Source organism: Pseudomonas sp. NY11955 (genome assembly GCF_048068035.1).
In the GTDB taxonomy this organism is placed as follows: domain Bacteria; phylum Pseudomonadota; class Gammaproteobacteria; order Pseudomonadales; family Pseudomonadaceae; genus Aquipseudomonas.
Window position 1 is genome coordinate 53313 of sequence record NZ_JBLUPS010000017.1, and the last position, 16872, is coordinate 70184.

At 62.2% G+C, this 16872-nt stretch carries 19 protein-coding genes and 1 pseudogene; 10 read left to right on the forward strand and 10 right to left on the reverse strand.

Features of this window, described 5'->3' with window-relative positions; genetic code table 11:
- Window positions 1–44: 44 nt before the first annotated feature.
- Genes ACNFBR_RS24715 through ACNFBR_RS24725 form a run of 3 tightly spaced genes read right to left on the reverse strand, consistent with a single transcriptional unit; the run spans window position 45 to window position 2345 of the window.
- Entirely contained in the window at window positions 45–602 is a 558-nt protein-coding gene (locus ACNFBR_RS24715; protein WP_416737182.1) for a peptidylprolyl isomerase, read from the reverse strand.
- The gene (locus ACNFBR_RS24720; RefSeq protein WP_416737183.1) at window positions 596–1408 is read right to left on the reverse strand and encodes an alpha/beta fold hydrolase; all 813 of its coding nucleotides are present in this window, start codon (window positions 1406–1408) and stop codon (window positions 596–598) included. The genes ACNFBR_RS24715 and ACNFBR_RS24720 overlap by 7 nt, the downstream gene beginning before the upstream one ends.
- Window positions 1409–1421: 13 nt before the next feature.
- Window positions 1422–2345 carry a LysR family transcriptional regulator gene (locus ACNFBR_RS24725; RefSeq protein ID WP_012273620.1) on the reverse strand — a complete coding sequence of 308 codons (924 nt, stop codon included), beginning with the start codon at window positions 2343–2345 and terminating at the stop codon, window positions 1422–1424.
- 48 nt (window positions 2346–2393) lie between these two features.
- Between ACNFBR_RS24725 and ACNFBR_RS24730 the strand changes: the two genes are divergently transcribed.
- The 3 genes from ACNFBR_RS24730 (at window position 2394) to ACNFBR_RS24740 (ending at window position 4513) form a co-directional block, all read left to right on the forward strand.
- Window positions 2394–2708 (forward strand): hypothetical protein, encoded by a 315-nt coding sequence (locus ACNFBR_RS24730; RefSeq protein WP_025753884.1) that lies wholly within the window; start codon window positions 2394–2396, stop codon window positions 2706–2708.
- Between the two features lie 109 nt (window positions 2709–2817).
- Window positions 2818–3417 carry an FMN-dependent NADH-azoreductase gene (locus ACNFBR_RS24735; protein ID WP_416737184.1) on the forward strand — a complete coding sequence of 200 codons (600 nt, stop codon included), beginning with the start codon at window positions 2818–2820 and terminating at the stop codon, window positions 3415–3417.
- Between the two features lie 220 nt (window positions 3418–3637).
- Complete coding sequence (locus ACNFBR_RS24740; RefSeq protein ID WP_416737185.1) at window positions 3638–4513, forward strand: carboxylate/amino acid/amine transporter; 876 nt, start codon at window positions 3638–3640, stop codon at window positions 4511–4513.
- Between the two features lie 87 nt (window positions 4514–4600).
- Here ACNFBR_RS24740 and ACNFBR_RS24745 read toward each other — a convergent pair whose 3' ends face one another.
- Complete coding sequence (locus ACNFBR_RS24745) at window positions 4601–5890, reverse strand: mechanosensitive ion channel family protein (RefSeq protein WP_416737186.1); 1290 nt, start codon at window positions 5888–5890, stop codon at window positions 4601–4603.
- Window positions 5891–5993: 103 nt separating this feature from the next.
- On the opposite strand from ACNFBR_RS24745, the gene ACNFBR_RS24750 reads away from it, so the two are divergent.
- Entirely contained in the window at window positions 5994–7355 is a 1362-nt protein-coding gene (locus tag ACNFBR_RS24750) for a DEAD/DEAH box helicase (protein ID WP_416737187.1), read from the forward strand.
- A gap of 125 nt (window positions 7356–7480) precedes the next feature.
- Here the strand turns inward: ACNFBR_RS24750 and ACNFBR_RS24755 are convergent, their stop codons facing one another.
- The 3 genes from ACNFBR_RS24755 to ACNFBR_RS24765 form a co-directional block, all read right to left on the reverse strand.
- Window positions 7481–7753: a hypothetical protein gene (locus ACNFBR_RS24755; RefSeq protein WP_416737188.1), complete on the reverse strand. Its 273-nt coding sequence runs from the start codon at window positions 7751–7753 to the stop codon at window positions 7481–7483.
- A gap of 89 nt (window positions 7754–7842) precedes the next feature.
- On the reverse strand, window positions 7843–8136 hold the full coding sequence (locus tag ACNFBR_RS24760; RefSeq protein ID WP_012273611.1) for an addiction module antidote protein: 294 nt from the start codon (window positions 8134–8136) through the stop codon (window positions 7843–7845).
- On the reverse strand, window positions 8129–8431 hold the full coding sequence (locus ACNFBR_RS24765; RefSeq protein WP_060515449.1) for a type II toxin-antitoxin system RelE/ParE family toxin: 303 nt from the start codon (window positions 8429–8431) through the stop codon (window positions 8129–8131). The genes ACNFBR_RS24760 and ACNFBR_RS24765 overlap by 8 nt, the downstream gene beginning before the upstream one ends.
- A gap of 175 nt (window positions 8432–8606) precedes the next feature.
- Here ACNFBR_RS24765 and ACNFBR_RS24770 point away from each other — a divergent pair, with 175 nt between their 5' ends.
- Both ACNFBR_RS24770 and ACNFBR_RS24775 read left to right on the forward strand, forming a co-directional pair.
- On the forward strand, window positions 8607–9002 hold the full coding sequence (locus tag ACNFBR_RS24770; RefSeq protein WP_416737189.1) for a transcriptional regulator: 396 nt from the start codon (window positions 8607–8609) through the stop codon (window positions 9000–9002).
- Between the two features lie 105 nt (window positions 9003–9107).
- Window positions 9108–10034 carry a DMT family transporter gene (locus ACNFBR_RS24775; RefSeq protein WP_416737190.1) on the forward strand — a complete coding sequence of 309 codons (927 nt, stop codon included), beginning with the start codon at window positions 9108–9110 and terminating at the stop codon, window positions 10032–10034.
- Between the two features lie 61 nt (window positions 10035–10095).
- Here ACNFBR_RS24775 and ACNFBR_RS24780 read toward each other — a convergent pair whose 3' ends face one another.
- Complete coding sequence (locus tag ACNFBR_RS24780) at window positions 10096–11262, reverse strand: MFS transporter (RefSeq protein WP_416737191.1); 1167 nt, start codon at window positions 11260–11262, stop codon at window positions 10096–10098.
- 106 nt (window positions 11263–11368) lie between these two features.
- Here ACNFBR_RS24780 and ptrR point away from each other — a divergent pair, with 106 nt between their 5' ends.
- Window positions 11369–12262 carry a putrescine utilization regulator PtrR gene (gene ptrR / locus ACNFBR_RS24785; RefSeq protein ID WP_416737192.1) on the forward strand — a complete coding sequence of 298 codons (894 nt, stop codon included), beginning with the start codon at window positions 11369–11371 and terminating at the stop codon, window positions 12260–12262.
- A 124-nt stretch (window positions 12263–12386) separates the two neighbouring features.
- Window positions 12387–12515 carry a PA1414 family protein gene (locus ACNFBR_RS24790; protein ID WP_256122388.1) on the forward strand — a complete coding sequence of 43 codons (129 nt, stop codon included), beginning with the start codon at window positions 12387–12389 and terminating at the stop codon, window positions 12513–12515.
- Between the two features lie 64 nt (window positions 12516–12579).
- On the opposite strand, the gene ACNFBR_RS24795 is transcribed toward ACNFBR_RS24790, so the two are convergent.
- Entirely contained in the window at window positions 12580–13959 is a 1380-nt protein-coding gene (locus ACNFBR_RS24795; RefSeq protein ID WP_016711884.1) for a sodium:solute symporter, read from the reverse strand.
- Between the two features lie 133 nt (window positions 13960–14092).
- Window positions 14093–15043: an agmatinase gene (gene speB / locus ACNFBR_RS24800; protein WP_416737193.1), complete on the reverse strand. Its 951-nt coding sequence runs from the start codon at window positions 15041–15043 to the stop codon at window positions 14093–14095.
- 225 nt (window positions 15044–15268) lie between these two features.
- Here speB and ACNFBR_RS24805 point away from each other — a divergent pair, with 225 nt between their 5' ends.
- On the forward strand, window positions 15269–16162 hold the full coding sequence (locus tag ACNFBR_RS24805; RefSeq protein ID WP_012273604.1) for a LysR family transcriptional regulator: 894 nt from the start codon (window positions 15269–15271) through the stop codon (window positions 16160–16162).
- Between the two features lie 143 nt (window positions 16163–16305).
- Window positions 16306–16581: pseudogene (locus ACNFBR_RS24810) on the forward strand (PAS domain-containing protein); the annotation flags it as partial.
- Between the last annotated feature and the right edge of the window lie 291 nt (window positions 16582–16872).

Genomic DNA, 16872 nt, shown 5'->3' on the forward strand with positions numbered 1-16872 from the left:
CCATCCTGCCCTCAGGCGGTTTCACGTCCCTGTGAAGCCTGCGGTCAGTCGATGCGTTTGGCCGACTTGATGTACACCGGGTCCGCCGGTACATCGCGCATGCCTTTCTTGATGGTGGTCGGTGAATTGACGATCTGGTCGACCACTTCCATGCCCTTGGTCACCTTGCCGAACACGGCGTAGCCACGGTCCCGCCCCGGGTTGAGGAAGTCGTTGTCGGCCACGTTGATGAAGAACTGGCTGGTGGCGGAATTCGGGTCCGAGGTGCGCGCCATCGACAGGGTGCCACGGGTGTTCAGCAGGCCATTGCTGGCCTCGTTCTGGATCGGGTCGTTGGTGTTCTTCTGCACCATCTGGTCAGTGAAGCCGCCGCCCTGAACCATGAAACCGGGGATCACCCGGTGGAAAATCGTATTGTTGTAGAAACCGCTGTCGACGTATTGCAGGAAATTCTTCGTACTGACCGGTGCCTTCTCGGCGTTCAACTCGATTTCGACCTGGCCGAAGCTGGTGTCCAGCAGAACGTGCGGGGTCTTGTCGGAGGCCATGACGCTGGTGGCGAAGGCGACTGAGCAGGCGGTGAGCAGGAATTTTTTCAGCATGGGCTCAAAGATCCTTGAGAGGTGGAGGCGGCTGCGAGGAACTGCAGCAGGGTCTGGTTGAAGACCTCGGGTTGATCGAGGGGCGTAGCGTGCCGGGAATCGTCGACGACGACCAGCCTGGCGTTGGGCATCAGGGCGACATAGCGCTGTTTCAGTTGTATCGGGGTGTAATCGTGGTCGGCGGCGATCACCAGGGTAGGGCAGTGAATCTGCCCGATGCGTTCCTGTACCCCCCAGTCGACGATGGCGTCGAAACTCTTGAGGTAGGCGCGTTTGTCGTTGCGCGCCCAGCGCTGGGCCATCTTTTGCCGCAGGTCGGCTTGCTCGGGCTTGGGGAACAGCCGCTCGGCCAGGCCCTTGCCGACGGTTTCGACACTGAGGACGCGCGCCAGGCCCCAGCGCTTGAGCCACCATACCCAGTCACTGCGGGTACGGCGCTTGACCTCCGGGGCGCTGTTGACGATGCACAGGCTGCGCAACCATTGCGGGTGATCGACGGCAAACTGGAAGCCGACCATGCCGCCCATGGACAGGCCGACGAAGTGCACGGGGCCTGTGTGCAGGTGTTCCAGAAGGGCCAGCAGGTCGGCACTGAAGGTAGCGATCTGGTAACCATCACGGGGTTTGTCGGAGCGGCCGTGACCGCGGATATCCATGAGGATCACCCGGTAGTGGCGGCTGAGCTCCGGCACTTGCAACTCCCAGTCCTGGCAGCTGGAGCCCAGGCCATGGAGCAACACCAGTGGTTCGCCTTGGCCATATTCCTCGTAATGCAGTGCGCATCCTTCGTGTTCGAAATAGGCCATGGGCGCGGTCCTCTCAGGCTTGTGGGGGGGCTGCGAAGGGCACGTCCAGTGGCGCGGTGTCGAAATTGCGCAGCAGGTCGATGAGAATCTGCGTAGCCGGGCCCAGGGTCTTCTCTTTGCTCGAATAAAGGTAGAACAGTGGATGGCGGCTGCCACCCTGATCCAGCGGTAAAGGCTTGAGCACGCCTTCGCGCAGTTCGCGCTCGATCATGTGCCGGGGTAGCCAGGCAAAGCCTAGGCCGCTGCTGACGAAGGTGGCGGCGGTACCCAGGCTGCCGACGGTCCAGCGTTGCTCGGCGCCCAGCCAGCCGACGTCGCGTGGCTGCGCGCGGCCGGAGTCGCGGATCACCACCTGCAACTGGCTTTCCAGGTCCTGGAAAGTCAGTTCGCGGCCCAGGCGATGCAGGCTGTGTTCGGGGTGAGCGACGGCGACGAACTCCACCGCGCTCAGCTCGGCGCCCAGGTAGCCGCCGATGCTGTAGCTGCTGATGGCCAGGTCGGCGATGCCTTCGTGCATCACTTCTTCCACGCCAGACAGCACTTCTTCACGCAGGCGCACTCGGCAGCCGCGGCTTTGCGGCATGAATGCGGCCAGGGCGCGCACCAGGCGGGCACTGGGGTAGGCGGCATCGACCACCAGCCGCACCTCGGCTTCCCAGCCCTGCTCCATGTGGTGGGCCAGGTCTTCGAGCTGGCTGGCCTGCTTGACCAGGTGGCGCGAGCGGCGCAGCAGCACATTGCCGGCCTCGGTCAGCACCGCCTTGCGGCCATCGATGCGCAACAGCGGCACGCCCAGTTGCTCCTGCATGCGGGCCACGGTGTAGCTGACCGAGGATTGCGAACGGTGCAAGGCCTCGGCGGCCTGGGCAAACCCGCCGTGATCGACCACTGCTTGCAGGGTTCGCCACTGGTCAAGGGTTACGCGCGGCGCTTTCATCTTTCGCTCCTGTTGTCCTAAGCTGCGCTCTTTCAAGGAGAGCGGCCGATGAAGAAATGTTGTGCGGCAATACTGATGTGCCTGCCCCTCGGGGCCATGGCTTATCCCATCGATGTGGAGAAAGAGCTGACCGGGGTCAAGCTCGACTACACCGCCTATGACACGGCCTACGACATTGGCGCCATTACCCTCAACAACTATGGGCAGGTCCCGGCGGCGTGCAAGGTGACCTTTCGCAATGGCCCGGAAGCGCCGCGAGTGCGCCGGGTGAACGTACCGGCCGGTAAAAGCGTCGATGTCACCGCCAAATTCAACCGGCAGATCATAAAACTGCGGATCGCCTTGAGCTGCAGTGCGGAATAAACTGATTAATCGATTGATTGAACCCACTTTTTACGCTTTTTTATCGATAGGTCAAGCCTTAATCTCACCTCCATCGAATCGCAACCCTATTTTCCGATGGAGGCACCCCATGTCCCGCGTACTGATCATCGAAAGCAGCGCCCGTCAGCAGGATTCCGTTTCCCGTCAACTGACCGCTGATTTTATCCAGCAATGGCAGGCCGCCCACCCGACCGATCAGATCACTGTGCGCGACCTGGCGGTGAACCCGGTGCCGCATCTGGATGCCAACCTGCTGGGTGGCTGGATGAAACCCGAAGGACAGCGCAGCGCCGCTGAGCTGGACGCCCTGGCCCGATCCAACGAATTGACCGATGAATTGCTGGCAGCCGATGTTCTGGTGATGGCCGCACCGATGTACAACTTCACCATCCCCAGCACCCTCAAGGCCTGGCTGGACCATGTGCTGCGTGCCGGCATCACCTTCAAGTACACCCCTACGGGCCCACAAGGTCTGCTGACCGGCAAGCGCGCCATCGTCCTGACGGCCCGCGGCGGTATCCATGCCGGTGCCAGCAGCGATCATCAGGAACCGTACCTGCGTCAGGTGATGGCCTTCATCGGTATTCACGATGTCGATTTCATCCATGCCGAAGGCCTGAACATGAGCGGCGAGTTCCACGAGAAGGGCCTCAACCAGGCCAAGGCCAAGCTGGCGGCGGTGGCCTGAGGTTTACTGAATTCCCAACCCTGACACCTGTTGTTGCTCCTTTGGGTGTACCTGCCCGGCTATTGGCCGGGCTTTTTTATGCCTGGAATCTTGAGCGCGCCTTAGCCGGCCTCTTCGCGGGCGAGCCGCGAAGAGGCCGGTACAGCCCCTACATTCCTCATGGTTGAACTCATTTACCGCAACCCGCTAAGGTCGCGGCCTTGATTCACGAGAGGCAACCATGGGCTACCTGATAATCGTCGCGCTGATCCAGGCGTTTTCCTTCAGCCTGATCGGCGAGTACCTGGCTGGGCACGTCGACAGCTACTTCGCAGTGCTCGCACGGGTACTGCTGGCGGGCCTTGTGTTCCTGCCGCTGACTCGCTGGCGCCAGGTCGAGCCGCGCTTCATGCGCTCGATGCTGCTGATCGGCGCGCTGCAATACGGCATCACCTACGTCTGCCTGTACCTGAGCTTCCGCGTGCTCACGGTGCCAGAGGTGCTGCTGTTCACCATCCTCACCCCGTTGCACGTGACCCTGATCGAAGACGCCATGAACCGGCGCTTCAACCCCTGGGCGCTGCTGGCCGCGCTGGTTGCCGTGGCCGGTGCCGCGGTGATTCGCTTCGACAGCATCAGCGGCGAGTTCTTCATGGGCTTCCTGCTGCTGCAACTGGCCAACTTCACCTATGCCGCCGGGCAGGTGCTGTACCGCCATCTGGTCGCACGCCACCCCAGCGACTTGCCGCATTACGCACGCTTTGGCTACTTCTACCTCGGCGCGTTGCTGGTGGCGCTGCCGGCCTTCCTGTTGTTCGGCAACGCGCAACACTTGCCGAGCACCGATGTGCAGTGGCTGGTGCTGCTGTTCCTGGGCCTGTGCCCGACGGCGCTGGGGCTGTATTGGTGGAACAAGGGCGCGTGCCTGGTTTCCGGCGGTACGCTGGCAGTGATGAACAACCTGCATGTGCCGGTAGGGCTGCTGTTGAACCTGCTGATCTGGAACCAGCACGAGCCGCTGGGGCGGCTGTTTATCGGTGGCGGGATCATCCTGGCGTCGGTGTGGTTGAGCCGCCTGGGTGGGCGTGTGCGGGCACCGTTGGTCGGTAAGGGCTGATAGCGGCGGGCTATGCGGGGGGATCTGGGGGCGCTTTGCGCCCCATTCGCAGCACAAGGCTGCTCCTACAGATCAGCCCCGGCAATCTCAAGCTTCGCTCATTTCTTCCAGGTGGCGCTGAGTGGCACGCCCGGCCAGTCCCACTCGCATGTCGTTGCCACTCGGTTGCTGATACAGGCTCAAGCCGAACTCCGGCAGCACCGCCAGCAGGTAGTCGAAGATATCCCCCTGGATCCGCTCGTACTCCGCCCACACCGTGGTGGTGGTGAAGCAGTAGATCTCCAGCGGTACGCCTTCGGCAGTGGTCTGCATCTGCCGCACCATGCAGGTCATATTCGGGTGCACGTTGGGATGGTTCTTCAGGTAGGCCAGGGCAAACGCGCGGAAGGTGCCGATGTTGGTCAGCTTGCGGCGGTTGGCCGACAGCTCCGCCACCGGTCCCAACGCTTCGTTCCAGTTCTGCAGCTCCTGGCGCTTGCCAGCCAGATAGTCGCCCAGCAGCTGCACCTGGCTCAGGCGCTGCTCCTCTTCGCGGGTGAGGAAGCGCACGCCGGCGGCGTCGATGAACAGGCTGCGCTTGATCCGCCGGCCACCGGACTGCTGCATGCCGCGGTAATTGCGGAACGACTCGCTCATCAGGCGCCAGGTGGGGATGGAGACGATGGTCTTGTCGAAGTTCTGCACCTTCACCGTATGCAGGGTGATATCCACCACATCGCCATCGGCACCTACCTGCGGCATTTCGATCCAGTCACCCACATGCAGCATGTCGTTGCTGGTCAGTTGTACGCTGGCGACGAACGACAGCAGGGTGTCCTTGTACACCAACAGCAGCACCGCCGACATGGCACCCAGACCGGACAGCAGCAACAGCGGCGAGCGGTCGATCAAGGTGGCGACGATGACGATGGAGGCGAAGATCCACAACATCATCTTGGCCAGTTGCACATAGCCCTTGATCGAGCGGGTGCGGGCGTGTTCGGTGCGGGCATAGATGTCGAGCAGGGCGTCCAGCAGGCACGACAGCGCCATGGTCATGAACAGCAGGGTAAAGGCCAGGGCGACATTGCCCAGGAAGTGCTGAGCGGTGTCGGACAGCTCCGGTACCAGCTTCAGGCCAAACTGCAGCACCAGTGACGGGGTCGTTTGCGCCAGGCGGTGGAACACCTTGTTGTGGCGCAGGTCGTCCAGCCACTTCAGCGCTGGCTGGCGGGCCAGCAGGCGCGCGCCGTGCAGCATGAGGAAACGTGCCAGGCGGCCGACTACCAGGGAAATCAGCAGCAGCACCGCCAGGCCGATGGCGGCGTGCAGCATGGGATGTTGGTCGAGGGTGCCCCACAGGTCGAGGGAGTCACGCCAGATTCGTTGGATATCCATGGGCTTGCGTACAGTCTTGTTGCGAAACGAAGTGCCATTAGAGCGCGGATGGCGGCAAAGTTGCCAAAAGAAATTCGGCTAAGCCGGCAGAAAACGTTACCCTATGCAACTGAATTTCCCGCACTTGCCTGAGGTTACCTCCGTGTTCTCCCAATTCGCCCTGCATGAACGCCTGCTTAAAGCCGTGGCCGAGCTTAAATTTGTCGAGCCAACCCCGGTGCAGGCCGCGGCCATCCCCCTGGCCCTGCAAGGGCGTGACCTGCGCGTGACCGCGCAGACCGGTAGCGGCAAAACGGCAGCTTTCGTGCTGCCGCTGCTTAACCGCCTAGTCGACCTGAAAGGTGGACGGGTAGAAATCCGCTCGCTGATCCTGCTGCCGACCCGCGAGCTGGCCCAGCAGACCCTCAAGCAAGTGCAGCTGTTCTCGCAGTTCACCTATGTCAAGGCAGGCCTGGTCACTGGCGGTGAAGACTTCAAGGAACAGGCCGCCATGCTGCGCAAGGTGCCGGACGTGCTGATCGGCACCCCGGGCCGCTTGCTCGAACATCTCAATGCCGGCAACCTCGACCTGTCCCACGTGCAAGTGATGATCCTCGACGAAGCCGACCGCATGCTCGACATGGGCTTCGCCGAAGACATGGAGCGCCTGTGCAAGGAGTGCGAGAACCGCGAGCAAACCCTGCTGTTCTCCGCCACGACCGGTGGCGCGGCCCTGCGCGACATCATCGGCAAAGTACTCAAAGACCCTGAGCATCTGATGCTCAACAGCGTCTCGCAACTGGCCGAAGGCACCCGCCAGCAGATCATCACTGCTGACCACGACCAGCACAAAGAGGCGATCGTGCAGTGGCTGCTGGCCAACGAGACCTTCGACAAGGCAATCATCTTCACCAATACCCGCGCCCTGGCCGACCGCATCTACGGCCACTTGGTGGCCAAGGACGTCAAGGCCTTCGTGCTGCACGGCGAAAAGGACCAGAAGGACCGCAAGCTGGCCATCGAGCGTTTCAAGCAGGGCAGCTCCAAGGTACTGGTGGCCACCGACGTGGCTGCCCGTGGCCTGGACATCGACGGCCTGGACCTGGTCATCAACTTCGACATGCCGCGCAGCGGTGACGAGTACGTCCACCGTGTGGGTCGTACCGGCCGTGCCGGTGGCGAAGGCCTGGCGATCTCGCTGATCACCCACAACGACTGGAACCTGATGTCGAGCATCGAGCGCTACCTCAAGCAGCAGTTCGAGCGCCGGGTGATCAAGGAAGTGAAGGGCACCTACAGCGGGCCGAAGAAGGTCAAGGCTTCTGGCAAGGCGGCTGGCAGCAAGAAGAAGAAGGTCGAGAAAAAAACCGGCGAAAAGAAAACTGCCGCCAAGCGCAAGCCTACCGCCAAGCCTAGGGCCAACGCGCCACTGGCCAGCGCCGACGGCCTGGCGCCGCTGAAAAAGCGCAAGCCTGCTGCCGAGTAACATTCTCAAGCAGTGTTGCCTTTTTCGCGGGCACGCCCGCTCCCACAGGGTCATCACGGATTTCAAAGGCTGTGTTGTACCTGTGGGGGCGGGGGTGCCCGCGACAATTTCGTCACAGGCGACAATTAGTCAGCCTTCTTTTCCGCCGTTTTCAACTCCTTGATCCGCTGGTCAATCAGCTGACACTTGTCGGGCAAGTCCTTGCTCGCCGTCTGCAAATCCATCCCCTGAAGCTCGTCATTGATCTCCTTGGCCTTTTGCGGGTTCTGTTCGGTCAACTGCGTGACCAACCCGGCCAGCTGTTCACGTTTCTGCGTTGCTTCTTCCGGTGTGCAGGCCCAGGCGGGCAAGGCGCAGAGAAGGGCGGTGGCGCAGGCAATGGGTAGTAGCGGTTTCATCCTTTCTACCTCCAGCGGTGGCTATGCGCGGTGGAGGGCTAAAGGGGCGTGGTAGTTCAGCGTTAAAGACTGATGGTGCAAACAGATACTCAGCCAGCAAGGTGGGGGCGCGCCGTCATGTCTATTCCTAATGCCTTCATCACGGTCAGGAACGACTTCAGGGTCGGGTTGCCGTGCTCGCTGAACGACCTGTAGAGCTGTTCGCGAGACAGGCCAGTTTCTTTGGCCAGTTCGCTCATGCCTTTTGCACGGGCCACCACGCCAACCGCTTTGGCGACATAGCCGGCATCGCCAGTCTCAAGTGCGTCGGTCATGAACTGCGCGATTGCTTCGGGCGTTGTGAGGTACTCGGCGGGGTCGAATTCGGAAAAGGTTTCAGTCATTTTGCATCCTCCACGAACGCAGAATCTGGTGGGCTGCCTTGATGTCACGCTGTTGGCTGCTTTTGTCGCCGCCACATAACAGAATGACGAAAGTGTTGCCCGTCTGATGGAAGTACACCCGGTAGCCAGGCCCGTAGTGAATCCTGAGTTCACTGACGCCATGGCCAACCGGTGATACGTCGCCAGGTAGACCCTCCATTAACCGGTTGATCCGAGAAATGATTCGGGCTCTGGCGCTGCTGTCCCGCAGGCCGGTCACCCAATGTCTGAAACTGCTGGATTCGATTTTTTTCATCGAGCGAATGTAGTTTATAAACTACAGGTGGCGAGGCAGCAAATGGTTTCTGCCTATTGCCGCCTAAGCGGCTCCTGGCGATGGCATTCCTTCCCGCTTTCATTTTCGGAACACCGCCCTTACCGGCAGGTCCCAACCTGTGTACCCCTTCCGTCCACAGCAGGAGCCCGTAGCCATGAGCATCGCCTACGACTGGGACCTGATCGAACGCTTGCTGCACGAAGTGCAGAACGGCGCCGGTCACAGCTTCACGCCCCGCCCCTATGCCGAGCAGCACGCCGCCGCGCTGGCCGCCAAGGGTGAGCCGGTGGGTGACCTGGACCACCTTAAAACCCGTGCCTGCGAATATGAAAAGCTGCTGTTCAAGCGTGGCTTTATCGAAAGCCGACCCGAGGAAGACGGCGGAAATGGAGAAAATTTCGTGCTGACCGAACGCGGTTCGCGCTTGATGAGCCTGATCGACAGCAGCATCCCCGGTTTCGAGCACCCGCGCCAGGTGCTGGATGAGCAGGAGGATGCGTTGGACGAAGCAACGTTCGAACGGGTATCTGCCAAGGCACAGATTGCTTGATGTCGTTTTAAGGCTGGCAAGTGCGGCGTTGGAAACCCGATAATCGGTAGCTTCTGAACGCTGCCGAGCCTTGCCCATGCCTACGATCACCTCAGAGCGCCGCTCATGAGCGCGGTCCGCAAGAACCCTGACGCCTTCGCTTTGCAGGTAATGCTGGGGCTGTGCCTGATCTGGGGCTGTCAGCAGGTATTGATCAAAACCGCCGCCGTCGACATCGCCCCGGTGATGCAGGCCGCACTGCGCAATGGCATTGCTGCTGTGCTGGTTGGCCTGATGCTGTCTTGGCGCGGTGGCTGGGAGCAGGTCGGCAGCACCTGGCGCGCCGGGCTGCTGGCAGGTGGGCTGTTCGGCGTGGAGTTTCTGTTCATTGCCGAGGGCCTGAAACTGACGTCGGCGGCGCACATGTCGGTGTTCCTCTATACCGCGCCAATATTCACCGCCTTGGGCCTGCATTTCAGCCTGCCCAGCGAACGCCTGCGGCTTCTGCAGTGGCTGGGCATTTTGCTGGCTTTCGGCGGCATCGCCATGGCCTTTGCCGGTGGCATGTCGTTCGAGCACATGGATGGCCGCACCCTGTTGGGCGATGCGTTTGGTGTGATCGCCGGGCTGGCCTGGGGCGCGACCACGGTGGTGGTGCGCTGTTCCCGGCTTTCAGAGGCCCCAGCGACCTTGACCCTGTTCTATCAGCTGGCGGTCGGCTTTGCCGGGCTGCTGCTGATTGCCCTGCTCAGTGGGCAGATCGGCGCGGTGTCGCTGACGCCGCTGGCGATGGGCAGTGTGCTGTTCCAGGGGATTGTGGTGTCGTTCATCAGCTACCTGACCTGGTTCTGGTTACTGCGCAAATACCTGGCGTCGAACTTGGCGGTGTTTTCGTTCATTACCCCGATATTCGGGGTGACCTTTGGTGTTTTGCTGCTGGATGAGCCACTGAGCGTGAATTTCGTGGTTGGGGCCCTGATGGTGTTGCTGGGGGTTGTTCTGGTAAGTGCCGAGCCATGGGTGAAGCAACAGCTGCGGCGGCTTGTTGGGTAGTTGATTGTCTGCACTGGCCTCTTCGCGGGCTTGCCCGCTCCCACAGGGGCCGCCTGTGAATTCAGGATGCAACCTTGTTCTGGCAGGGGCTGGCTTGCTGTGCATTGCCCGCCAACTGCACCAACCCCCCAGCTACCAGCAGCCCGCCCGCAGCCAGCATCAGCGCAGGCTGCAGCCCGCCGCTGTAATGGCTGCTGAGCGCTGCCAGCAACGGTCCACTCAACTGCCCCAGGGCAAAGCACGCGGTCAGCAGCCCGGCATTGCGCTGCGTGGCATGTGGCGCCAACTCACGTGAGCGCTGCATCACCAGTTGCATGCAGGCCAGGAACGGCCCGCCACACAGCACCACGCCCAGCGCCAAGCCAATGCCCCCACCCATCAGGCAGGCCAACACGCCCAGCCCTTGCAGCCACAAGGTGGCAGTCAGCCAGGTCGAAGTGCGGCCGCCACGGCGCAGGCTCACCAGCAACACACCCAATGCCGCCGCCAGGCCAAACGCTGGCCAGAACAGGTCGGCCAGCCATTGCCCGCGAAATTGCTGATTGGCCATCTGTGACAGGAAGGTAGCCGGCAGGATGTAACCCACGCCATACAGGGCATACACCAGCCCCAGGCGGCCGATGCCGACGCTGCGGGTCCGGCCTTGGCGTGCTGGTGTTGGCGCCGCTTGCAGTGCCCGCGGCAGCCATGGTTGTACAGCCAGCAGCATCACCAGTGCCGCCACGGCATAGATCAGCCACAGGGCTGCCGAGCCCAGCCCCAGCACATGTGCCACCAAGGCCAGCAGCCCGGTCACTGCGATGCCTAGGCCGGGCCCCGCGAACACCAGGGCCCCCAGGCGCTGATGATGGTGGGCATTGGCTACCTGCTGGCTGAGGCTGGTGATCATCACCAGCACCCAGGCACTGGCCACGCCGGTGCCAAAGCGCAGCAGCAGGTGGCCCCAGAAGCCATCGGCAGCCCATGAGGCCAGGGTCAGCAGCACGCACAGCCACAGCCCGCCATGCAGGCGCAGGCGTACTTGGCCTGGCGAGCGGGCGAACATGGCGTCTACCGCACCAATGAAGTAACCCAGGTAGTTGGCCGCCGCGACCAGGCCGGCGACTGTCAGGTCGAACTGGCCCTCGGCAATCAGCTGTGGCAATTGCGGAGTGAGGGCGAAGCGGCCAATGCCCATGGCCATCATCAGCGCCACGGCGCTGGCCAGCAGTTGAATGAGTGGCGACATGACAGGTCTCCTGCAGGGTTGTAAGCGATGGCTGGCAGGTTAGGGCGGTTTCTTTTTCAGTAAAATTGAATAATGATGATCAAGTTGTTCTGTTTTGGAGAATGCCGTGGAATTCAGCCAGCTGCGTATCTTCCAGGCCGTGGCCGAGGAGGGCTCGGTCACCCGTGCCGCCGAACGCTTGCACCGGGTGCCATCGAACCTTTCGACGCGTTTGCGCCAGCTCGAAGAGCAACTGGGTGTCGAACTGTTCCTGCGCGAACGTCAGCGTTTGCAGTTGTCGCCTGCGGGCAAGGTGCTGCTGGACTACGCCCACCGCATGTCAGCCTTGCGCGACGAGGCGCTTGCCGCCGTGCGAGGGGGGCAACCGGCCGGCGATTTTGTGCTGGGGACCATGTACAGCACGGCGGCGACCCACCTGCCGGCGTTGTTGGCGCGTTATCACCAGGCATACCCGGCGGTGAACCTGCAAGTGCGCGCCGCTCCCAGTGGCGAGTTGCTCGAAGGCCTGCTCAGCCACCGCCTGGACGCAGCGCTGGTGGATGGGCCGCTGAACCTGGCCGGGCTGGACGGTGTGCCGCTGTGCGATGAGCAACTGGTGCTGATCACCAGCCCCGAGCACTCGGCGGTACACACGGCCAAGGATGTGGCGGGCAAGGCGGTGTTCACCTTCCGCCAGGGTTGCTCGTACCGCATGCGTCTGGAGGCCTGGTATGCCCATGCCCATACGCCGATGGGGCGGGTGATGGAGATCGAGTCGTACCAGAGCATGCTGGCCTGTGTGATTGCCGGTGCGGGCGTGGCGATGATGGCCCAGTCGATGCTCGACAGCTTGCCTGGGCGGGACCGGGTGAGGGTGCACCCGCTGCAGGCGCCGTTCGATCAGGCGGTCACCTGGCTGATGTGGCGCCAGGGTATGCGCGGGGCCAATCTGCAGGCGTGGATCGACCTGCAACAAAGCGAAACGATTAACCAGTCGTCGGAATGCGCCGCTACGGCTTGATCCGCGTCAAAATGGCCCTTATCTCTAGGAGCAGAAGCATGCGTAATACAGGACATCGGGCTATGATCTGTATGAAACATCGCAGGATTGATTCGCCGTGAGGCTGACCCGTCAAGGGGGCATTATGAATAAACCACTGTCAAACTGGCTCCACGACCTGGCGGTCGCCTTGGGGCTGATTCCACCACCCTTGCAGCCGGTGCCGATCCCGACTGATGAAGAACAGCGCAAACGCCAATCGCGTCGCCGCTGAGTAAAAACGAAGGCCGCTGCACCTGGGTGGGTGCAGCGGCCTTTTTGTTTCTTCCGATAATCCGTCAGGCCAGATTCACCGCACCGACTGGTTTGCGCGACATCAGGCTCACCACCACAAAGCTGACCAGGCCAACAGCCAGGCTGTAGTAGATCGGCGTATTGGCCTCCAGCCCGTCCTTGAACATGAACAGCAGTGCGGTGGCGAAGCCCAGCGACATGCTGGCAATCGCGCCTGCGGTGGTCGCACGTTTCCAGAAGATCGCCCCGATCAGTGGGATCAGCATGCCGCCGACCAGCAGGTTGTAGGCCAGGGTCAGGGCGTTGATCACATCGTTCACCATCAGTGCGATGCCCAGCACCACCAGGCCGGTGAGCAAGGTGAACAGGCGGCTGACACCCAGGCTCGATTGCTTGCCGCCACGCAGCTTGGGCAGCAGGTCTTCGGTGACAGTAGTCGAGGCGGCCAGCAGGCCGGCGCTGGCGGTGGACATCATGGCCGCCAGGGCTGCAGCCATCAACAGGCCACGGATACCATCAGGCAACGTGGTCTTGATCATCTCGGCAAAGGCGTTGTTCGGGTTGGCCAGGTCGGGCATCAGCACATGTGCGGCCATGCCGATCGCCGCACAGGCCAAGCCGTACAGCACGCAATACACACCCGCGGTGGTACCGGCACGTTGGCAGACCTTTTCGTCACGGGCGGTGAACACCCGCTGCCAGATGTCCTGGCCGATGAGGATGCCGAAGAAGTAGATCAGGAAGTAGGTGATGATGGTGTCCCAGCCAATGGTGGTCAGCTGGAAACTGGCCGCCGGCAATTTGGCCACCAGGGTGTCCCAGCCACCGGCCTTGTACAGGCACACTGGCAGCAGGATGAACATCAGGCCGACGGTCTTGATCACGAACTGGACGATGTCGGTCAGGGTCAGCGACCACATGCCGCCAATGGTCGAGTACAACACCACCACACCGCCGCCGAGCATCAGCGAAGCCCAGAACGGCAAGTCCAGCAGCACTTGCAGGACGGTGGCCATGGCCAGGGTCGAAGTGACGCCGATCATCAGCGCGTAAGCCAGCATGATCACCGCGCTGGCCTGGCGTGCAGTCGGGTTGTAGCGCTGCTCCAGCACCTGGGTCACGGTGAAGATGCGCAGGCGCAACAGCGGCTTGGCGAGGAACAGGTTGATGGCGATGATGCCCAGGCCCAGGGCCGCGCAGAGCCAGAAGCCGGAAATGCCGTGAACGTAGCCCAGGCGCACGGTGCCAACGGTGGAAGCACCACCGAGCACGGTGGTGGCCATGGTGCCCATGTACAGCACAGGGCCGAGGTTGCGCCCAGCTACCAGGTAGTCTTCATGGGTTTTCGCGCGTCGCATGCCGTACCAGCCAAGCCCGAGCATGCCGGCGGTGTAGATCATTACAACAATGATGTCCAAGGCCATTGGGGGTCTCCCGATTATCTTTATTATGGCGAGATCGACCACGCGGGCGTATTTGCGGCGCCCGGCGGTCTTGTCGTGTTGTTGGCGGGCCTCTGTGGCCCTCCCTCATGGCTCCTGCCGGGGTGCAGCGGTATTAACGACGTACTACGCCCGGTAGCACGCAAAGCATTTCGAACAGCAGGTTGGCACCGAGCAGCGAGGTGTTGCCGGTGGTGTCGTAAGGCGGGGAGACTTCGACGAGGTCACAGCCGATCAGGTCCAGGCCGTGGCAGCCGCGAATGATCTCCATCGCCTGGATGGTGGTCAAGCCGCCGATTTCCGGGGTGCCGGTGCCGGGCGCCCAGGCCGGGTCGATGCCATCGATGTCGAACGACAGGTACACCGGGCCACCGCCGACTTTTTCCCGCACTTCGGCCATCAAAGGCTCCAGCGATTTGTGCCAGCATTCTTCGGCCTGCACCACGCGGAAGCCCTGGCGACGGCTCCAGTTGAAGTCATCGGCGGTATAGCCCTGGGCGCGCAGGCCAATCTGCACCACGCGGTCGCAATCGAGCAGGCCTTCTTCCACGGCGCGGCGGAAGGTGGTGCCATGGGCGATCTTCTCGCCGAACATGTGGTCGTTGACGTCGGCGTGGGCGTCGATGTGCACCAGGCCGATCTTGCCGTGCTTCTTGTGCAGCGCACGCAGGATCGGCAGGGTGATGGTGTGGTCGCCACCCAGGGTCATGGGGATGACGTTGTGCTCAAGGATTTCGTCATACGCTTCTTCGATGATGCGCACGGCGTCCAGCAGGTTGAAGGTGTTGATTGCCACGTCCCCGATGTCGGCTACCGACAGCGAGTCGAACGGGGCGGCACCGGTGGCCATGTTGTACGGGCGGATCATTACCGACTCGGCGCGGATCTGCCGAGGGCCGAAGCGAGTGCCGGAGCGCAGCGAGGTACCGATGTCCAGCGGTACGCCGATGAAGGCGGCATCCAGGCCTTCGGCGCTTTGCAGGTGGGGGAGACGGAGCATGGTGGCGATGCCGCCGAAACGCGGCATTTCGTTGCCGCCCAGTGGTTGGTGGAGAGTCTTGTCCACGGTGGGCCTCATCAGTCGGTCGATTGTTCTGTTTGTTCGAACCTGTGCCGCCGCGCGCCTTTGAAGTGTGGTTTTGCCGGCGGGCAGGGACATTTCGGCCAAGTCTGCGCAAGGTAGTGCCGGGGAAGAATCGCTACCGACAAATACTTAGTTCAGGAATTTCTGAACTAAAGGCTGGCAGAGCGGTTAGACTGCGCGCCAATACCCTTGTGGAAGCGTTGCACCATGGCCTCGACCCTGCCCGACCTGAAACTGTTGCGCATCTTCATCAGCGTGGTGCGCCACCAGGGCTTTGCCAACGCCCAGCGCGAGCTCAACCTGTCGACCTCGGCCATTAGCACCTACATGAGTCAGCTGGAGGGCGCCCTGGGTATCGTGCTGTGCCACCGTGGGCGGGGGGGCTTCAGCCTGACCAGCAAGGGCGAGCTGTTCCACCAGGAAACCCTGCGCCTGCTGGCCGAGCTGGACGGCTTCGAGCAGTACGCCGCCGCCCTCAAAGGCGAGTTGCGCGGCACCCTCAACCTGGGGGTGATCGACTCCACGGTCGGCGACCGCGCCTTGCCGCTGGCCGAGGCCATTGGTGCCTACAGCCAGGAGCACCCGGCGGTGCACCTGCACCTGTCGGTGTCCAGCCCTTATGAGCTGCAACTGGGTGTGCAGGACAACCGCCTGGACCTGGCCATCGGTGCGTTTTCCTCGCGCATGAGCGGCTTGCTCTACCAGCCGTTGTACCGCGAGCAGCACTGGCTGTACTGCAGCAGCCGCCATCCGTTGTATACCGAGCGGCGCATCCCCGAGCAGGTGGTGACCCAGCAGCGCATGGTCGGGCGCGGCTACTGGAGCCAGGCCGAACTGGCCCGGCATGGCTTCAAGCACAGCGCGGCGACAGTGGAGAGTATGGAGGCGCAGCTGATCCTGATCCTTTCCGGCGCCTATATCGGCTACTTGCCCGAGCACTACGCCCAGGCTTGGGTCGACAAGGGCGACTTGCGCGTGCTGTCGCCGTCGACGTTCGGTTACCAGGCCCCGTTCTCGCTGATCATTCGCCGTGGGCGTAGCCGTGAACCGTTGATCCAGACCTTCCGCGACCTGCTAAAAAGCCAGCTCAACGTCGGCTGAGATGCGACGTATTCGTGCATTCCGTCGGGCGGCGTTAAAAACCGGCAAAAGCTGACCGCTAACCTGATAGCGCTCTGCTACATATCAACTTGCGCTGATGATTTCCCCCTTATTTCATCCTGCAAGGATCGCCCAAGATGCGCATGAATTTGCCCGTCACTGAGCACGAAAGAACCTTTTCCAGCGATCAACGCCTGATTTCCACTACGGACCTCAACAGCCGCATCACCTACTGCAACGACGCCTTTGTTGCAATTAGCGGCTTCACCTACGACGAATTGGTCGGCCAACCCCACAACCTGGTGCGCCACCCGGATATGCCGCCAGCGGTATTCGGCCATATGTGGGAGACGATCAAGCAGGGCAAGCCGTGGATGGGGGTGGTCAAGAACCGGGCGAAGAATGGCGATTACTACTGGGTCAGCGCCTACGTCACGGCGATTTACGAACAGGGCCGCATCAGTGGCTTCGAGTCGGTTCGTTCGGTGCCCACAAGGGATCAGATTCACCGTGCCGAAGCACTGTACGCTCGCTTGCGCGATGGCCGCGGGCCGGTGCCGTTGGCAGCTCGCCTGGGGCACGCTCTGGGCCATGGCTGGCCAATGATCGGCGCAGGCCTGGTGTCGGCGGCGGGTTACCTCTGGCTACCGCCCTATGCGGCGCTTGGTGTCCTGATGGCCAGCTTGCTGCTGGCCTGGTACCTGGTCGAG